Annotated in this window: 17 protein-coding genes; 15 read left to right on the top strand and 2 right to left on the bottom strand. The window is 67.3% G+C overall.

From position 1 onward, the window contains the following. Window positions 1–37: 37 nt before the first annotated feature. The 11 genes from NTM_RS18155 to NTM_RS18205 are packed head-to-tail and all read left to right on the top strand — an operon-like array spanning window position 38 to window position 10,240. The gene (locus tag NTM_RS18155) at window positions 38–1,111 is read left to right on the top strand and encodes an LLM class flavin-dependent oxidoreductase (RefSeq protein ID WP_104864823.1); all 1,074 of its coding nucleotides are present in this window, start codon (window positions 38–40) and stop codon (window positions 1,109–1,111) included. Next, window positions 1,108–2,604: a class I adenylate-forming enzyme family protein gene (locus NTM_RS18160; protein ID WP_232079754.1), complete on the top strand. Its 1,497-nt coding sequence runs from the start codon at window positions 1,108–1,110 to the stop codon at window positions 2,602–2,604. The genes NTM_RS18155 and NTM_RS18160 overlap by 4 nt, the downstream gene beginning before the upstream one ends. Further along, window positions 2,601–3,767, top strand: a complete 1,167-nt coding sequence (locus NTM_RS18165) for an acetyl-CoA acetyltransferase (RefSeq protein WP_104864824.1) — start codon at window positions 2,601–2,603, stop codon at window positions 3,765–3,767. The genes NTM_RS18160 and NTM_RS18165 overlap by 4 nt, the downstream gene beginning before the upstream one ends. Next, window positions 3,764–4,168, top strand: a complete 405-nt coding sequence (locus NTM_RS18170; protein WP_232079755.1) for a Zn-ribbon domain-containing OB-fold protein — start codon at window positions 3,764–3,766, stop codon at window positions 4,166–4,168. The genes NTM_RS18165 and NTM_RS18170 overlap by 4 nt, the downstream gene beginning before the upstream one ends. Next, the gene (locus tag NTM_RS18175; protein ID WP_104864825.1) at window positions 4,165–4,569 is read left to right on the top strand and encodes a nuclear transport factor 2 family protein; all 405 of its coding nucleotides are present in this window, start codon (window positions 4,165–4,167) and stop codon (window positions 4,567–4,569) included. The genes NTM_RS18170 and NTM_RS18175 overlap by 4 nt, the downstream gene beginning before the upstream one ends. Before the next feature lie 50 nt (window positions 4,570–4,619). Beyond that, window positions 4,620–6,641 carry an alpha-ketoacid dehydrogenase subunit alpha/beta gene (locus NTM_RS18180; protein WP_163767054.1) on the top strand — a complete coding sequence of 674 codons (2,022 nt, stop codon included), beginning with the start codon at window positions 4,620–4,622 and terminating at the stop codon, window positions 6,639–6,641. Further along, a complete protein-coding gene (locus tag NTM_RS18185) occupies window positions 6,638–6,865 on the top strand; it encodes a biotin/lipoyl-containing protein (RefSeq protein ID WP_104864827.1) in 228 nt (75 codons plus the stop codon). Before NTM_RS18180 ends, NTM_RS18185 begins: the two co-directional genes overlap by 4 nt. Then, window positions 6,862–7,701 carry an enoyl-CoA hydratase/isomerase family protein gene (locus NTM_RS18190; RefSeq protein WP_163767055.1) on the top strand — a complete coding sequence of 280 codons (840 nt, stop codon included), beginning with the start codon at window positions 6,862–6,864 and terminating at the stop codon, window positions 7,699–7,701. The genes NTM_RS18185 and NTM_RS18190 overlap by 4 nt, the downstream gene beginning before the upstream one ends. Window positions 7,702–7,716: 15 nt before the next feature. After that, window positions 7,717–8,688 carry an NAD(P)H-dependent flavin oxidoreductase gene (locus NTM_RS18195; RefSeq protein ID WP_163767056.1) on the top strand — a complete coding sequence of 324 codons (972 nt, stop codon included), beginning with the start codon at window positions 7,717–7,719 and terminating at the stop codon, window positions 8,686–8,688. After that, window positions 8,685–9,485 (top strand): enoyl-CoA hydratase/isomerase family protein, encoded by an 801-nt coding sequence (locus NTM_RS18200; RefSeq protein WP_163767057.1) that lies wholly within the window; start codon window positions 8,685–8,687, stop codon window positions 9,483–9,485. The genes NTM_RS18195 and NTM_RS18200 overlap by 4 nt, the downstream gene beginning before the upstream one ends. Before the next feature lie 11 nt (window positions 9,486–9,496). Next, window positions 9,497–10,240: an enoyl-CoA hydratase/isomerase family protein gene (locus NTM_RS18205; protein WP_163767058.1), complete on the top strand. Its 744-nt coding sequence runs from the start codon at window positions 9,497–9,499 to the stop codon at window positions 10,238–10,240. Here NTM_RS18205 and NTM_RS18210 read toward each other — a convergent pair. Both NTM_RS18210 and NTM_RS18215 read right to left on the bottom strand, forming a co-directional pair. Continuing rightward, window positions 10,237–11,439 (bottom strand): acyl-CoA dehydrogenase family protein, encoded by a 1,203-nt coding sequence (locus NTM_RS18210; protein WP_163767059.1) that lies wholly within the window; start codon window positions 11,437–11,439, stop codon window positions 10,237–10,239. The genes NTM_RS18205 and NTM_RS18210 overlap by 4 nt on opposite strands. Window positions 11,440–11,441: 2 nt before the next feature. Beyond that, window positions 11,442–12,239, bottom strand: coding sequence for an enoyl-CoA hydratase-related protein (locus tag NTM_RS18215; protein WP_163769543.1), 798 nt, complete (start codon window positions 12,237–12,239; stop codon window positions 11,442–11,444). Window positions 12,240–12,357: 118 nt separating this feature from the next. On the opposite strand from NTM_RS18215, the gene NTM_RS18220 reads away from it, so the two are divergent. From NTM_RS18220 to NTM_RS18235, 4 genes are read left to right on the top strand one after another with little or no spacing between them, the layout of a single operon-like run. Beyond that, the gene (locus tag NTM_RS18220; RefSeq protein ID WP_163767060.1) at window positions 12,358–13,554 is read left to right on the top strand and encodes a cytochrome P450; all 1,197 of its coding nucleotides are present in this window, start codon (window positions 12,358–12,360) and stop codon (window positions 13,552–13,554) included. Beyond that, entirely contained in the window at window positions 13,551–14,351 is an 801-nt protein-coding gene (locus tag NTM_RS18225; protein WP_232079756.1) for an enoyl-CoA hydratase/isomerase family protein, read from the top strand. Before NTM_RS18220 ends, NTM_RS18225 begins: the two co-directional genes overlap by 4 nt. 16 nt (window positions 14,352–14,367) lie before the next feature. Next, window positions 14,368–15,189 carry an SDR family oxidoreductase gene (locus NTM_RS18230; RefSeq protein ID WP_163767061.1) on the top strand — a complete coding sequence of 274 codons (822 nt, stop codon included), beginning with the start codon at window positions 14,368–14,370 and terminating at the stop codon, window positions 15,187–15,189. Then, window positions 15,186–15,971 (top strand): SDR family NAD(P)-dependent oxidoreductase, encoded by a 786-nt coding sequence (locus NTM_RS18235; RefSeq protein WP_163767062.1) that lies wholly within the window; start codon window positions 15,186–15,188, stop codon window positions 15,969–15,971. Before NTM_RS18230 ends, NTM_RS18235 begins: the two co-directional genes overlap by 4 nt. Window positions 15,972–15,975 lie beyond the last annotated feature (4 nt).

Consider the following 15,975-nt stretch of genomic DNA (forward strand, 5'->3'; position numbering starts at 1 on the left):
TAGTCGCAGTAACTGCAAATAGTCCGTAGGAGCGCACATGAAGTTCGGCGTCTTTATCCTCGGCGACAAGCCCAACCACCTCACCGACGAAGAGGTTTTCGCCAACGTTCTGGAGGAGGCTCGGTGGGCCGAGGAACTCGGCTATGACCAGGTATGGCTTGCAGAGCACCACTTTTCGCCATACGGCATGCTGGCGGATCTGCCTCTGGTCGCCGCCGCCATCGCCGCCCAGACCGACCGCATCCGGATCGGCACCGCCTGCATGGTGGCCCCGTTCCACAATCCGATCCAACTGGCCGAGCGCATCGCGATGGTCGACGTGTTGTCGGGTGGCCGGTTCGATGCCGGTTTCGGGCGCGGCTACCAGGCGCATGAGTTCAAGGGCTTCGGGATCCCGATGGACGAGGCGACCGGCCGCTATTCCGAGTGTGTGGAGATCGTGAATGCGTTGCTCACCCAGGAGAACGTGAGTTACGAGGGCAAGTACTTCACCATCGACGACGCCACGGTGTACCCGCGGCCCGTGCAGCAGCCGGTCCCGGTGTGGGGAACGGTGATGAAGACGCCGTCGAGCTTCGAGTGGCTGGCGGACAAAGGTTTTGGGGCCATCATCGGCAACCCCTACACGGTCGACCCCGACCTGCAAGGTGCTCTCGACATCTATCTGGAGACCCAAGCCAAGAAGGGGCTCGAGGCCGCCACCGAGAACGTCTGGGCGCTGCTCAACGCGTTCTGCCATGTCGACGACGACTTCGCGCGCACCTACCCACGGGAGAGCGTCGAATTGTCGATCGAGCGCCACCGGGCGTACTCGAACCCGTTCGAGCGCGGCGGCGAGATTCCTGCGGACTACAAGGCGTACTCGGACTGGTTCGACAAGCACGACAAGCAGAGTTACGAACAGGTCCTCAACTCCCACCTGACCCTGATGGGCAATCCCGACCGCATCATCGAGAAGATGCGCACCGTCGTGGACATGGGCTGGCGCAACATCATGTTGCGGATGTCGCGCGGCGGAGCGATGGACCGAGCGAAGGTCTACGACTCGATGAAGTTGTTCGCCCAAGAGGTGATCCCGGCGGCCGTCGAACTCGCGGCAGCACCGGCTTGAACACTCTTCTGCAGTCCAGGCTGCGCACGATCCCTACGCTGGACCGCGACGCACCGGCCATCGAGCACTGCGGCGAATGGACCTCGTGGGGCGCGCTCGACGACATCGCCTGCGGCGTCGAGGCGTGTCTGGCCGAGGCGGGGTTGGGCACCGGTGCGCGCGTTGCCGTGGTCCTGCACAACCGGCCCGCGGTGGTCGGGTCGCTCATCGGGGTGCTGCGGGCCGGCGCGACGGTCGTCACGGTGAACGGGTCCTCCGGGGACGCCGGAGTGGCCGCCGACCTCGCCGAGGTCACGCCGGACGCGGTCGTCGCGCTGGAGACGGATTGGCGGCGAACGGGTTTCGCTGGCTCGGCGCCGGGTGCGCTCGGTATCGAGATCACGCACGCACCCGCGGAAGTGAGAGTGCGGTCCGGCGTCGCGCCTGCGGGGCCGGGTCCGGTCCCGGACGCGCGCGGCGGCGTCGCGGTGGAGATGCTGACCAGCGGGACCACCGGGCCGCCGAAAAGGATTCCGTTGTCGTACCGGGCATTCGACGAAACCCTCACGGCGGCGGGAGAGCATTATTCGAGTTCCGGTGACGATGCCGTGCGGCTTCGTACCGGGGTCGCCCTGGTCAGTTCACCGCTGGTGCACATGTCCGGTCTCTTCCGCACGTTGCTCAACATCTGCCAGGGACGCAGGATCGTGCTGTTGGAGCGGTTCCGGGTGCCCGACTTCGTCGATGCGGTACGCCGGCACAGGCCTCGCGCCGTCAGCCTGGTGCCGTCGGCACTCGCGATGGTGCTCGACGCCGACGTCGATCCGGAGGTCTTCGCCGGGGTGCAGGTGGTCACGTCGGGGACCGCGCACCTGCCGGTGCAGGTTCAGGAGGCGTTCGAGCAGCGTTACGGTGTCGCGGTGCTGCCGTCCTACGGCGCAACCGAATTCGCCGGCGGTGTGGCGGGATGGAACCTTGCCCTGCACCGGGAGTGGGCGCAGCTCAAGCGCGGCAGTGTCGGCCGAGCTCAGCGTGGACGGCAGATCCGCATCACGTCACTGGAGGACGACGGCGAGGTGGCGCCGGGGGTGCAGGGCCGCATCGAGGTGCGCACCGGCACCGGTGACTGGGTGAGAACCACCGATCTCGGCCGTCTCGACGCCGACGGCTTTCTGTACGTCGACGGACGCACCGACGACGTGATCGTTCGTGGCGGCTTCAAGGTGACACCCGCGGTCGTGGTGGAGGCGTTGCGCAGTCACCCGGCTGTGCGCGATGCCGGCGTCACCGGCTTGCCCGACCGACGCCTCGGCGCGGTACCGGTCGCCGCCGTGGAACTGGTCAGGGGCGCCAGTGCCGACAGTGACGACCTTCTGGACTACCTGCGCGAACGGCTGACCCGCTATCAGGTGCCCGCCAAGCTGATCGTCGTCGACGAACTCCCACGGACCGCGTCGCTGAAGGTCAGCCAGCCCGCCCTGCGGGAACTGTTCACCGAGGAGGTCACTGCGTGACAGTGCGAGGATCGGCCGCTGTCGTCGGGGTTGCCGACGTGGTGTCGCCCGACGGCGTCATCGACGTCCCGCTGCGTGAATTGGAAGCTCAGGTGATCCGGGCCGCGCTCGACGACGCGGGCCTGACGCTGCGCGATGTCGACGGATTGTGTACCTGCACCGGCGGCACCCTGATGCACTCGGTCGAGCTGGCCGAATACCTGGGCATCACACCGAGATTCACCGATGCCACGCAGACCGGGGGCGCCAGCTACGGACTCTACGTCGAGCATGCCGCCGCGGCGATCGCGGCCGGGATGGCCGAGACCGTCGTCATCGTGTACGCGTCGACTCCCCGCGCTGCGCGCAAACGCGGAGAGAAGGGCCTCGGCGTGTTCGCCACCCCGGAGCGCCTCGAGTGGGAGACACCCCACGGCGTCATGCTGCCGATCAGCGCCTACGCACTGGCGGCCAATCGCCACATGGCCCAGTTCGGCACGACCGCCGAGCAGCTCGCGCAGATCGCCGTCGACACCAGGACGTGGGCGACCCGAAACCCGCGGGCCCACCTGCGGGACGCGATCACCGTCGACGATGTGCTCGGATCCGGTTTTCTCGCCGAGCCGATGCACAAACTCGAATGCTGTCTGGTCACCGACGGCGCCGCGGCGATCGTGGTCACCAGCGCCGAGCGTGCCCGCAGCTCGGCCAAGCCCGCCGCGTACGTGCTGGGTGCCGCATCTGCGGCATCGCACGCGATGATCTCGCAGATGCCCGACCTCACGGTCACCCCGGGTGCAGTCTCGGGTCCGGCGGCATTCGCCGCCGCGGGCCTGACCCCCGCCGACGTGGACGTCGTCGAGCTCTACGACTCGTTCACCATCACTGTGCTGCTCGCCCTGGAGGATCTCGGGTTCTGTGCCAAGGGCGAGGGCGGCCCGTTCGCCGGCGGCGGTGCGTTGGCGCCCGGCGGTGCGCTGCCGGGACAGACCACCGGCGGTGGGCTCGCGTACACCCACCCGGGGGCGTTTGGTGCGTTCCTGCTGGTCGAGGCGACTCGCCAGTTGCGGGGTGAGTGCGCGGACCGCCAGGTGGCCGATGCGGACATCGCCCTGGCGCACGGCACCGGCGGTGTGCTCTCGGCGACGTCTACGGTGATCCTGGGAACGGAGGCCACCCTGTGAGCGGCGATCAGCCCACCATCCCGGTGCCCGAGCCGACGACGGTGTCCGCACCGTTCTGGGATGCCACCCGCGAGCGGGAACTGCAGATGCAGCGGTGCTCGGACTGCAGTCGGCTGGTGTGGTATCCGCGGTTCGCGTGCCCGCACTGCGGACACGACCACCTGAGCTGGGAGCGGTTGTCCGGGCAGGGAGTGGTCTATGCGGTCAGTGTGCACCATCGGCCCGCGTTGCCCGCCCTGGCCGACCGCGTGCCCTACTCGGTGGTCCTGGTCGATCTGGTCGAGGGCGCGCGGATGATGGGCACCGTGTTCGGCGCCCCACCGGTCGTCGGCGACAGCGTGACGGTGGCGTGGACTGCGCTGCCCGACGGCCGCCATCTGCCGCACTTCGAGCCGGCATGAGCGGCGAGACGGAGTTGTACCGGCGCCGCGAGGCGCTGGTCCTGCGCCACGTGGCCGGTGAGAACGACCGCGATCTGGAAGCGATCATGGCCACCTTCGCCCATCCCCGGTACGAGATCGTGCCCAGCGGCGCGGTGTACGACGGCGACGAGGCGGTCCGGCAGATGATCGTTCAGCAGTGGGAGCAGCTGCCGAGAATGCACTACACCGCCGAGGGCGTGTTCCATGCCGCGGACGGTCTGGTCGTCGAGACCCGCACCACCTGTCCGGGAACCGCGTTCGACATGCTCAGTATCAACGTGTTCGGGTTCGCCGGCGAGGCACTCGTCCTGGAGCGGTGCTACTTCGACCGCATGCTGTTCGCCGCGGAACTCGAGAAGGCGACAAGAATGCACGATTGAACACGGGACGTTCTATTGTAGAAGTTCGTCGCCCCTGCCGAGGAGTATGGATGTCAACCCAGTTGGACACCGCGCCGTCGTCGTCACCCGGCGATCACGCACTGGCTCTGTATGAGTTGATGAGCAAGGTCCATCACGGCGACAAACGGGTTCGCAAGGCGCTGTCCTCGGGCGAGGCGGCGATGAGCTACTGGCCGGTGGACGGCCACGAGGCGATGTCGGCGGGAGCGATGCTGGCCCTGGCCGACGACGATCAACTCGTCACCACCTACCGCGGTCTGGGTGACGTGCTGGCCAAGGGCGTCGATCTGCGGGGGTATTTCGCCGAGATCCTCGGCCGGCGCGACGGCCTGTCGCGCGGGAAGGCCGGCGCGATGGGCATCTACGACCCCGATCACGGCATCGCGTGGACCACCGGCATCGTCGGCGCGGGACCGCTGATCGCCAACGGGGTGGCGCTGGCGGCCGCGCGTCGCGGCACCGGACAGGTGGTGCTCGTCAGCTTCGGTGACGGTGCGACCAGCATCGGCTACGTCCATGAGGCGATGAACATGGCCGCGCTGTGGTCGTTGCCGGTGATCTTCTTCTGCCAGAACAACTCCTGGGCGGAGGGGACATCGATCGAGCGCTACACCCACACCTCCCGGCTCTCCGATCGCGCGTCGGGCTACGGGATGCCGGGGACCACGGTCGACGGCACCGATCCGGGCGCGGTGTTCGATGCGGTGGCCGCGGCCGCCGAGCGCGCCCGGGCCGGGCAGGGACCGTCCTTTGTCGAGGCGGTGGCCTACCGGCTCCAGGGGCACTACTTCGGGGACGCGATGGGCTACGCCGACCCCGAGGTGTTGGCCGCCAAACGCGCCGACCCGCCGTTCGCGAAGTACCGCAGGTGGCTCATCGATGACGGCGTGGCGACCGCCGAGCAACTCACGGACATCGACGACCGGATCAGCGCGGAACTGGAGGAGGCGTTCGCCGCGGCGGTCGCCTCGGACCCGCCTGCACCCGAGGAGCTGGCCCGAGATGTGTTCGCCGGCAACGGGGGAGAGTTCTCCGCAGCGGAGCATCAACCGGTTGTTGCGCCAACCGGTGACACCGAGGAACTCGGACTGGTACAGGCGATCAACCGCACTCTCGACCGCGCGATGGCCGCCGATGAGTCGATCATCCTGCTCGGCGAGGACATCGGGGACCGCTCCGGCGGCGGCATGTTCAAAGTGACCGCGGGCCTGTCGGCCATGTACGGCGAGGACCGCGTCCTCGACACGCCGATTGCCGAGTCATCGATCATCGGTGCGGCCATCGGCGCCTCGCTGGCGGGGTTGCGGCCGGTTGCCGAACTGATGTTCATGGACTTCCTCGGTGTGGCGATGGACCAGATCGCCAACCATGCCGCGAAGGTGCGCTACATGTCCGGTGGCCGCCAGAGCGCTCCACTGGTGATCCGGACGATGGTGGGAATGGCCGCGGGCCCCCAGCACTCACAGGCCTTCGAGGCATGGGCGATGCACACCCCCGGCCTGAAGGTGGTGTGGCCGAGCACCGCGGCCGACGCGGTCGGTCTGCTCAATTCCTGCCTGGCCGACGAGGATCCGTGCCTGTTCGTGGAATCGATGAAGCTCTACTACGGCGGTGGCCGGGGACCGGTTCCGCTCGACGACTATGTCATCCCGCTCGGTCAGGCAGACATCAAACGCGATGGCACCGATGTCACGATCGTCACGTACGGCGTGATGGTGCATGCGGCCCTTGAGACGGCCGAGCAACTTAGTACCGACGGTGTCTCGGTCGAGGTGGTCGACCTGCGCACGCTGGTGCCGTTGGACCTGCCCACCGTCCTCGCCTCGGTGCGCCGCACCCGCCGGTTGATCGTCGCGCACGAGTCCGTCGGATTCTGCGGTCCGGGTGCCGAGATCGCCGCTGCCGTCGGCACCGAGTTGTTCGGCGTCCTCGACGCACCGATTCAACGGGTCGCGGGCACCTACACGCCGGTGCCGCGCGCTGCCACCCTCGAGGCGGCGTGTCGGCCCGGCGCCGCGCAGTTGATCGACGCCGTCAGGAGGATCGTGTGACCGAAGTCCGCATGCCCAAACCCGGTGATGCCATCACCGAGGCCGAGGTGACGAGCTTCCACGTCGAGGACGGTGCGACGGTCGCCGAGGGTGATCTGCTGTACGCGTTGGCCACCGACAAGGTCGAGATGGACATCGAGGCACCCGCGTCGGGCACCGTGTCCTGGAAAATCGAGGAAGGCGGCACCTATCCCGTCGGCGAGCTGATCGCCGTCATCGCATGACCGAGCTGCCGACCGAGGTCGACCTCGGGGCCGAGGAACTTTCGGGCCGGATCGACGGCGACACGTTGACCGTGACGATCAGCCGGCCGGAAAAGCGGAACGCGCTGACCGCCGACGGTTATCACGGCATCAAGCGGGCCGCGATGATCGTCGCCGACGAACCTGCCCTGAACTTCCTCGTCATCACCGGTTCGGGGGACGTGTTCTGCGCCGGCGGTGACATGAACGCCGTCGGAAACCCCGACCGGAAATGGGACGCCTTCACCGAAGCCTACGACGGCACACCGTTCGAGACGCTCGGCAAGATCCCGAAGATCGTCGTGTGCGCGGTCAACGGACTGGCGCTCGGCGGAGGCCTGGTGATGACGCTCTACGCCGACCTGGTGCTCGCCTCGGACCGGGCCCGGCTACGGATACCGGACCTGACACGCGGAGTGTACGAGGCGTTCGTCGCTGCCCGGCTCCCGCAGCGGATCGGTACGCTGCGCGCCAATCACCTTGTCTACGGTAATGATTGGATCGACGCGGCCGAAGCCGAGCGTCTCGGCCTGGTGGGCAAGGTGGTCGCGCACGACGCGCTGGAGGCCGAAACCCGCGCCCTGCTCGACCGCGTGCGCAACACGGGCCCGGCGGCGCGCGCGGCGATGAAGCGGGAGATGGCCCGCCCCCTGCCATCGGTGGACGTGTCCGGATATTGGGCGTCGATAGGAACCGCCGAGCAGATCGAGGCGTTCACCGCGTTTCTGCAGAAGCGGTCACCCGAGTGGCCGACGGCATCCGATCGGGACGCCTTCGTTTCGACCCGCCGGCCCGCCTGGGCGCCGCGAGATTCCTGAAAGGACCTGATCTCCTTGATCACGACCAAATTCACCGAGGCATTCGGCATCGAGGCGCCCGTCGTGCAGGGCGGCATGCAGTGGGTGGGCCGCGCCGAACTGGCCGCCGCGGTGTCCGACGCCGGCGGCCTGGGGTTGATCACCGCGCTGACCCAACCGACTCCGGCTGATCTGGCCAACGAGATCGCGCGTGCCCGCGATCTGACGGACAAGCCTTTCGGGGTCAACCTGACGATCCTGCCGACGATCAATCCACCGCCGTACGAGGAATACCGACAGGTCATCGTCGACGCCGGCATCAAGATCGTCGAGACCGCGGGGGCCAATCCCGCACCGCACCTGCCGATTTTCCACGACAACGGCATCAAGGTGCTGCACAAATGCACTTCGGTGCGGCACGCGGTCAAGGCGCAGGACCTCGGTGTCGACGGCATCAGCATCGACGGTTTCGAATGCGCGGGCCATCCCGGTGAGGACGACATTCCCGGGCTGGTGCTGATCCCGGCCGCCGCCAAACGCATCGAGATCCCGATGATCGCCTCCGGTGGGTTCGCCGACGGCCGCGGTCTGGTGGCTGCGCTCGCACTAGGCGCCGACGGCATCAACATGGGGTCGCGGTTCATGTGCACGGTGGAGTCGCCGATCCATCAGAACGTCAAAGAGGCCATCGTCGCCGGGAACGAACTCGGAACCGAGTTGATCTTCCGTACGCTTCGGAACACGGGGCGGGTGGCGAGCAACACGATCTCGCGTGAGGTTGTCGAAATCCTGGATGGGGGAGGACAGTTCGAGGACATCGCGCACCTGGTTGCCGGAAAGCGCGGTGTGAAGGTCTACGAGACCGGAGACCTGGAGGCCGGGGTGTGGTGGATCGGCACCGTGATGGGTCTCATCGACGACATCCCCACGGCGGGTGAAGTGGTGACCCGGATCGTCGCCGATGCCGAGCGGATCATCACCGACCGTCTCGCCGGTGCGATTCGATGACCGAATTGCCCCAGGGGACAGCCGACCTGACCGGCTGTGACGAGATCTTGGTGGCTGCCGACGGCCCGGTACGGATCGTCACGCTGAACAACCCCGGCCATGCCAACGCGGTCAACAACCGGATGCACGGCGCGTTCGCCCGGCTCTGGAGCACCCTGGGTGAGGACGCTGACGCGCGCGCGGTGCTGCTGACCGGAACCGGCGATTTCTTCTCCGCCGGAGGCGATCTCGTCGAATGGCTGCACACCCACGTGGAGAATCCGGTGACCCGGCGCGAAGGTATGCGCGACGCACGCCGGATCGTTCGGGACATGATCGATTTCCCGCTGCCCATCGTCGCGGCGGTCAACGGCCCCGCGGTCGGATTCGGATGCAGCATCGCGGTTCTCTGCGACATCGTGCTCATGTCGGACCGGTCCTTCTTCGCCGATACGCACGTGGCCAGCGGCCTGGTTGCCGGCGACGGTGGCTCCGTGCTATGGCCGCTGTTGATGAGCCTGCTCAAGGCCAAGGAGTATCTGCTCCTGGGGGAACGGATCAAAGCGGCGACAGCCGTGGAACTTGGGCTCGCCAACCGGGTCGTGCCACACGCCGAGATCAAGACCGAGGGACTGGCACTGGCGCACCGGCTCGCCGCGCTGCCTGCCCGCGCGGTACAGGACACCAAGCGCACGCTCAATCTGCACGCCGAACGTGCCGTCACCGCGATCCTGGAGTACGGGATCTCCGCGGAAACGGAGTGCTTCACCACCCCCGAGCACCGTGCGGCGATCGACGCGTTTCTCGACCGCCAGTGAGCGGGGCCCCGATGGAGCCGATGGTTGTCGTCGAGGACCACGACGGCGTCGCCCTCATCCTGCTCAACCGTCCCGCTCAGCGGAACTCGCTTCGCTACGAGTCCTGGACTCAGCTGTCGGGTGCCCTCTCGGATGCCGCAGACGCGCGTGCCATCGTAATCGCCGGCGCAGAAGGCTTTTTCAGCGCCGGCGGTGATCTGAAAACCGGTCCGGCGCATGGCAGCGGTCCCATGGGTCCGGCCGGCCGCGTTGAGCACGCTCAGCACGTGATGGCGCAGCTGCGGGCCGTCCCGGTTCCGACGATCGCTGCCGTCGAAGGCGCCGCAGTCGGCCTCGGTTGGAGCCTTGCGCTGTCCTGCGACCTGGTGGTCGCCGCACGCGACGCCTTCTTCTCGGCGCCCTTCGTGGCCCGTGCGGTGGTCCCCGACGGCGGGCTGGCCTGGCGACTGACCCAACAGCTGGGGCGGCACCGGGCCTCGTCGCTGCTGCTCCGGGGCCACCGACTTTCCGCGCCGGACGCACACCGGCGGGGACTGGTCACCGACCTCGCCGAGCCCGGAGCCGCGGTGGACGACGCGCTCACGATCGCCGCCGAGATGGCGAGCGCGGACCCCGGAGCGGTCGAACTGACCAAGCGGCTCATCGCATCGGTGGAAGCGGCGCAGCTGGCGGCATTCGAACCGTTGGAGTTGGCGATCGCGACCGTGGCGCAGCAGCGCTCGGCCGCGGCCGCGGGACGCGCCGAGTTCGCCTAACGCGGAAGACCCAGTCCCGCCGTCGAAATCAGGTCGCGCTGGATCTCGCTGGTACCACCGCCGATGGTGTGCAGCAACGACAGCAGCAGCCCCTCGGAGAAGTGGCCGTGCAGCACGGCATCGGGATCGTCGGGCAGCAGCGCACCGGCGGGTCCGAGGAGCTGCGCGCCCAGGTCCCGCAGCGCCGCGGTGAGCTCGGAGTGGTAGAGCTTGGACAGCGAGGGCAGTGCCGGGTCCAGTTGGTCGGCGGCCTGCTGGTGGGCCACCTTGTACGACAGGGCGCGGCCCACCTCGACACGTTCCACCGCCCGGGTCAGCGCGAGCCGGTTGACCGGATCGGCGAGCGGGTCGTGGGCGGTTCCGCGCTGCTCGTGGCACCAGTCGACGAGCTCGTCGAGGTACCGCTGCGCTTGCGCGGCACGGGTGACATTGGAGCGTTCGGCGACCAGCAGGGCCTTGGCGACCTTCCAGCCCTCACCCTCGGCGCCCACCATGTTGGCCGCGGGCACCCGGACCCCGTCGAAGAACTCCTCGGCGAAGGTCGGGTAGCCGGTCATGGACCGGATCGGCCGGCGGGTGATGCCGGGGCTGTCGAGGTCGACGAGGAAGAACGAGATGCCCTCCTGCCGCCTGTCTTTCACCGGTGAGGTGCGGGCCAGAACGAAGATCCAATCGGCCAGCACACCGTTGCTCGTCCACGTCTTCTGGCCGTCGAGGATGTAGTCGTCACCGTCGCGCCGCGCGGTCATGCGCAAGGCGGCGAGGTCGGATCCGGCCTCGGGCTCGGAGTAGCCCTGTGCCCACATCCGTTCGGAGTTCGCGATCTTCGGCAGATGCTCGGCCCGCTGCTCGGGGGTCCCGAACCGGAACAGCACGGGCGCCAGCATGTTGACGCCGTTGGTGTTGACCATCGGCGCGCCCGCGTAGGCCAGTTCCTCGCGGATGACGACCTGCTCGACCACACCGAGGCCACCTCCGCCGAACTGCACGGGCCAGTGCGGGACGAACCACCCCTGCTCGTGGAGCCGACGGCAGAACGCCACCGCCCGCTCGTGGGCGTCACGGGGAAGGTAGTCGGGATTGGCTGCCGTGCGGCGAAACTCGTCGGGCAGGTGTTCGGCGAGCCACGACCGCAACCGGGTGCGCAGCGATTCGATTTGCGGTCCGCCCCCGAACCGCACCACCGGAGCCAGCGGCACGGTCAGACCCGGTCGGCGGGCTTGGCGGCCTTCTTCATCAGTTCGGCGACGTAATTCTGGAATTCCTTGGATCCGGTCACGACCGCCTGCAGGTCGTTGCTGGCCTGCTGGTGGGTTCGGAATCCCATGTTCTCCCAGGCGCGCAGGATTCCCGCCTTCGTCGCCTGCAGGGTGATCAACGGCGCTTTGGCAATCTTCGCCGCCAATTCTTCGACCTCCGTGTCGAGACGGTCACGCGGCACCACCCGATTGACCAAACCGAACTCGAGCGCCTGTTCGGCGGTGATCTTCTGTGCGGTGTAGAGATACTCGGCCGCCCGCTTGTAGTTCATGAACACCCACGGCTCGAACATCGTCTCCGAGCCGGGAAGCCCGAAGCCGGGCACCAGCGGCATCTGGAACCATGCGTCATCACTGCAGACGGTGATCTCCGGGATCAGCGCCCAGGTGGTGCCTCCGCCGATGGCGTATCCGTGGACCTGGGCGATGACCGGTTTGGGGAACTCCCAGAGCTTGAGCACGGGCCAGAGGAACAGTTGTGCCGCCGACCGCCAGACCTTGCCGGAGGCGTCGAGTTCGGCCTTGAACTCGGGGTAACTGCCGTCGGGGACGTGGCCTGAGCAAAATCCTTTGCCGTTGGCCTTGATGATGACGACCTTGATGTCGTAGTCGTACTGCGCGTCGTCGAGGGCGGCGTTGACACTGTGCACCATTTCGGAGGTCTGGGCGTTGGCCCGGTCCGGATTGTTCAGGATGATGCGCGCAATCGCGCCGTCCTTCTCGTAGACGACATGGTCCATCTCGCGCGTCTCCACCTGAGCTACCTCCTGCGTGCCGACCATTTGAATCTGCGAATGCTAACGCATGGTAGTGCAATTAAACATTTACTGTAATAGTGTTCCGGAGGATGGAGGTGTCATGACGACGACGGATCTGCGGTGGGATCCCTTCGACCGCACCCTGCACGCCGAACCCTACTCAGTGTGGAAACGGATGCGAGACGAATCGCCGGTGTATTACAACCCGGAGTACGACTTCTACGCGCTCAGCCGATTCGACGACGTCATGGACGCATCCCTGGACACCGAGTCCTTCTCCTCCGAGCACGGGATCACGCTCGACATGATCACCGACGATCCGTGGGGTCCTCCGAAGGCGATGATCATGATGGACCCGCCGGACCACACCTATCTGCGCAAGATGGTCAATCGCACGTTCTTCCGCAGCAGGATCGCGCAGTTGGAAGACCACGTCCGCGGGTTGTGTCGGGGTTACCTGGACCGGTACGTCGGGTCGGGCGGTTTCGACTACGTCCAGGACTTCTCGGCCAAGTTGCCGGTCATGGTGATCAGCTCACTGCTGGGCTTTCCCGAGGAAGACCACGACAACCTGCGCGAGTGGTCGGATGCACAGGTGCACCGCGACGAAGGCAATCCCGAGCGCAGCGCGGCCGGCGACGAGGCCTCGGCGAATCTGTTCGCCTACTACCGCGAGCAGATCGAGGTGCGGCGGCGTCACCGTACGGCGGATGTGGTCAGCGATCTGATGGATTCGGATCTGGTCGCGCCGGATGTCGACCCTCGCCGGCTCGACGACGGTGAGCTTTTGGTGTTCATCGCGATGATCAACGTCGCGGGCAACGAGACCGTCGCCAGGTTGTTGGGATGGGCGGCGCTGACCCTGGCGCGCAATCCCGACCAGCGAGCCCTCCTCGTCAACGACCCCGGTCTGATCGGTAATGCGGTGGAGGAACTCCTGCGCTACGACGCACCGTCACCGATTCAGGGTCGCTTCAGTCGTAAGGAGACGACCTACCAGGACACCGTGATCCCGGCGGGCAAGAAGGTGGCGTTGCTCACCGGTTCGGCCGGCCGTGACGAGCGTCAGTACGACCGCGCCGATACGTTCGACGTGACGCGAAAAGGTATCCGCCACATCAGCTTCGGTCACGGTTCGCACTTCTGCCTCGGTGCCGCGCTGGCCAGGCTGGAGGCCAGGGTGGCGTTGGAGGAGACGCTCAAGCGGTTCCCGGAGTGGACGGTCGACGAATCCCTGGTGGAGTTCGTGCACACCAACTCGGTGCGCGGGCCGGCCAGCGTTCCGATCGCGCTGTGACCACCGGTCTGGCAGTTCGCACCGACGGGGGAGTGCGATGGCTGACTCTCGACCGTCCTGAGGTCGGTAACTCCATCACGCGCGCCATGCAGCGCGAGCTGATCGAGAATCTGGCTGATGCGTCGAGTGATCCGCAGATCCGCGCCGTGGTGTTCACTGCCGCAGGTGAGCGGCACTTCTGCACGGGACCCAATCTGCGCGACCCGAACATGCGTCCCAGCCAGGACCGGGTAGCCGGCGACGCTGCCCGCATTCTGCGCACCGGATCCCAAGCTGTCGTGTCCGCGCTTCTCGACTGCGACAAACCGGTGATCTGCGCGTTGAACGGGGTCGCCGCAGGGGTGGGCGCCAGCATGGTGCTGGCGTGTGACCTCGTCGTCGCCGTCGAAAGCGCACGTCTGATCGAACTTTTCGTGCGGCGCGGGTTGGCGCCCGACGGGGGTGCCGCGTATCTGCTCGCCCGCAAGGTGCCGTTCAACGTCGCCAAGCGGCTACTGCTGTTCGGCGAGGAGTTGTCCGCATCAGAAGCGCACCGTATCGGTCTGGTCAACGAGATCGTCGCGGACCGAGCGCATCTCGATGCGCTGGCCGCGGAGTGGGCCCAGCGCCTCTCCGATGGTCCGACGCGGGCGATCGCGGCGGCGAAGGCGATGCTCAACCAGGCCCTGGACGTGGATCGGGCGGCCGCGTTCCACACCGAGGCGTTGCTTGTCGAGCAGGTCGCCGGCACCGACGATGTCGCCGAAGGGGTGGCGGCGTTCACCGAGAAACGCGAACCGCGGTTCCAGGGCCGATGAAGAAAGGGAGCCGCTCATGAGCTTGTTCGACGCCTTCTCCTATCGAGGCAAGCGCGTCCTCGTCGTGGGTGGTGCCACCGGAATGGGCAATGCCACCGCACGTTTGGCACTTGATGCCGGTGCCGAGGTCGTGGTGATGGATTACGCGCCGTGTGACTTGGCGGGTGTCAAGGCGATCCGAGTCGATCTGGCGGATAAGGCCGGCATCGAGAAGGCGGCCACTGAGTGCGGCGGCCCCGTCGATGCATTGTTCGCGTGCGCGGGTGTGGCCGACGGCCCCGGGATCGAGCGCATCAATTTCCTCGGGCACCGCCATCTCATCGAGCGGCTGCGTGCCGACGGCGCGCTGGCGCGTGGTTCGTCGATCGGTTTCATCTCGTCGGCCGCCGGACTGGCTTGGCGGTCGAACATGGACAAGCTCGTCGAGTTCCTCGACATCGCGGACTTCGACGTTGCGGCAGCTTGGGCGGTCGACAATGGCTGCGCACATTACATGTTCACCAAACAGGCGGTGTGCGCGTACGTCGCGCGTGAGGCGATGAACCTGATCGCCGACGGTATCCGGATCAACGCCATCTGCCCCGGGCCCACCGACACCCCGCTCGCGCAGGCCAATGCCGAGCTGTGGCTGGATTTCGGGGCCGACTTCCGCGCCGCGGTCGGTGTGGACGCCGCGACGCCGATGGAGCAGGCGTACCCACTGCTCTTCCTGTGCAGCGCGGCCGCCGGCGTGGTCAACGGGATCACGATGATCACCGATTCGGGCTATCTCAGCGCGGGGATCACGGGGGTGTTTCCCGCGGGCACCCCGATGGCGAAGATGCTGCTGGACGGATGACGGCGACGACTGCCGGCCTGGCCGGCCGCGTCGTCGCGATCACCGGCGCCAGCGGCGGGATCGGCCGGGTGTTGGCGCGTCGGTACGCCGCCCGCGGCGCAGCCGTCGCCCTGCTGGCGCGCCGGGCAGACGAACTGGCGATCACCGCCGATGCGGTGACGGCCACGGGGGGCGCGGCCTCGGTCCATGTCATCGACATCCGCGACGAGGCACAGTGCGCTGACGCGGTCAGCGCGATCGCCGCTCGGTGGGACCGGCTCGACGTGCTCGTCAACAACGCGGCGGTTCCCGGCACCGATCAGCCGGTCAGCGAGGCGACGCTGGACAACTGGTGGGACGTGCTGGCCACCAACCTCGTCGCGCCGGCAATTCTGGCTCGGGAAACATTGCGGCAAATCATGATCCCGGCGCGCAGCGGCAACATCCAGTTCGTGTCGTCCAGTGCGGCACGCTCGGTGGTCCCATGCAAGGCGCATTACGCGGCCGCCAAGTTGGGCCTGTCCGCGCTGGCGCAGACCCTCGCACTCGAGGTCGGCGCAAGCGGCATCCGGGTCAACACGCTGGTGCTGGGCAGTGTCGAAGGCGAACTGATGGATGCCTACATCGCGCGCCGGTCCGCCGAGGACGGCGTGGACGCCGGCACTGTGCGTGCCCGCCTGTCAGCGACGAACAAGCTGGGCAGACTGATCTCGCCCGAGGAGGTGGCTGACGTGTCGCTGTGGTTGGCCTCCGACGCAGCCTCTGCCATGACCGGGCAGGACGTGTTCGTGACTGGGGGATGACGCG

The organism is Mycolicibacterium parafortuitum (genome assembly GCF_010725485.1).
In the GTDB taxonomy this organism is placed as follows: Bacteria; Actinomycetota; Actinomycetes; order Mycobacteriales; family Mycobacteriaceae; genus Mycobacterium.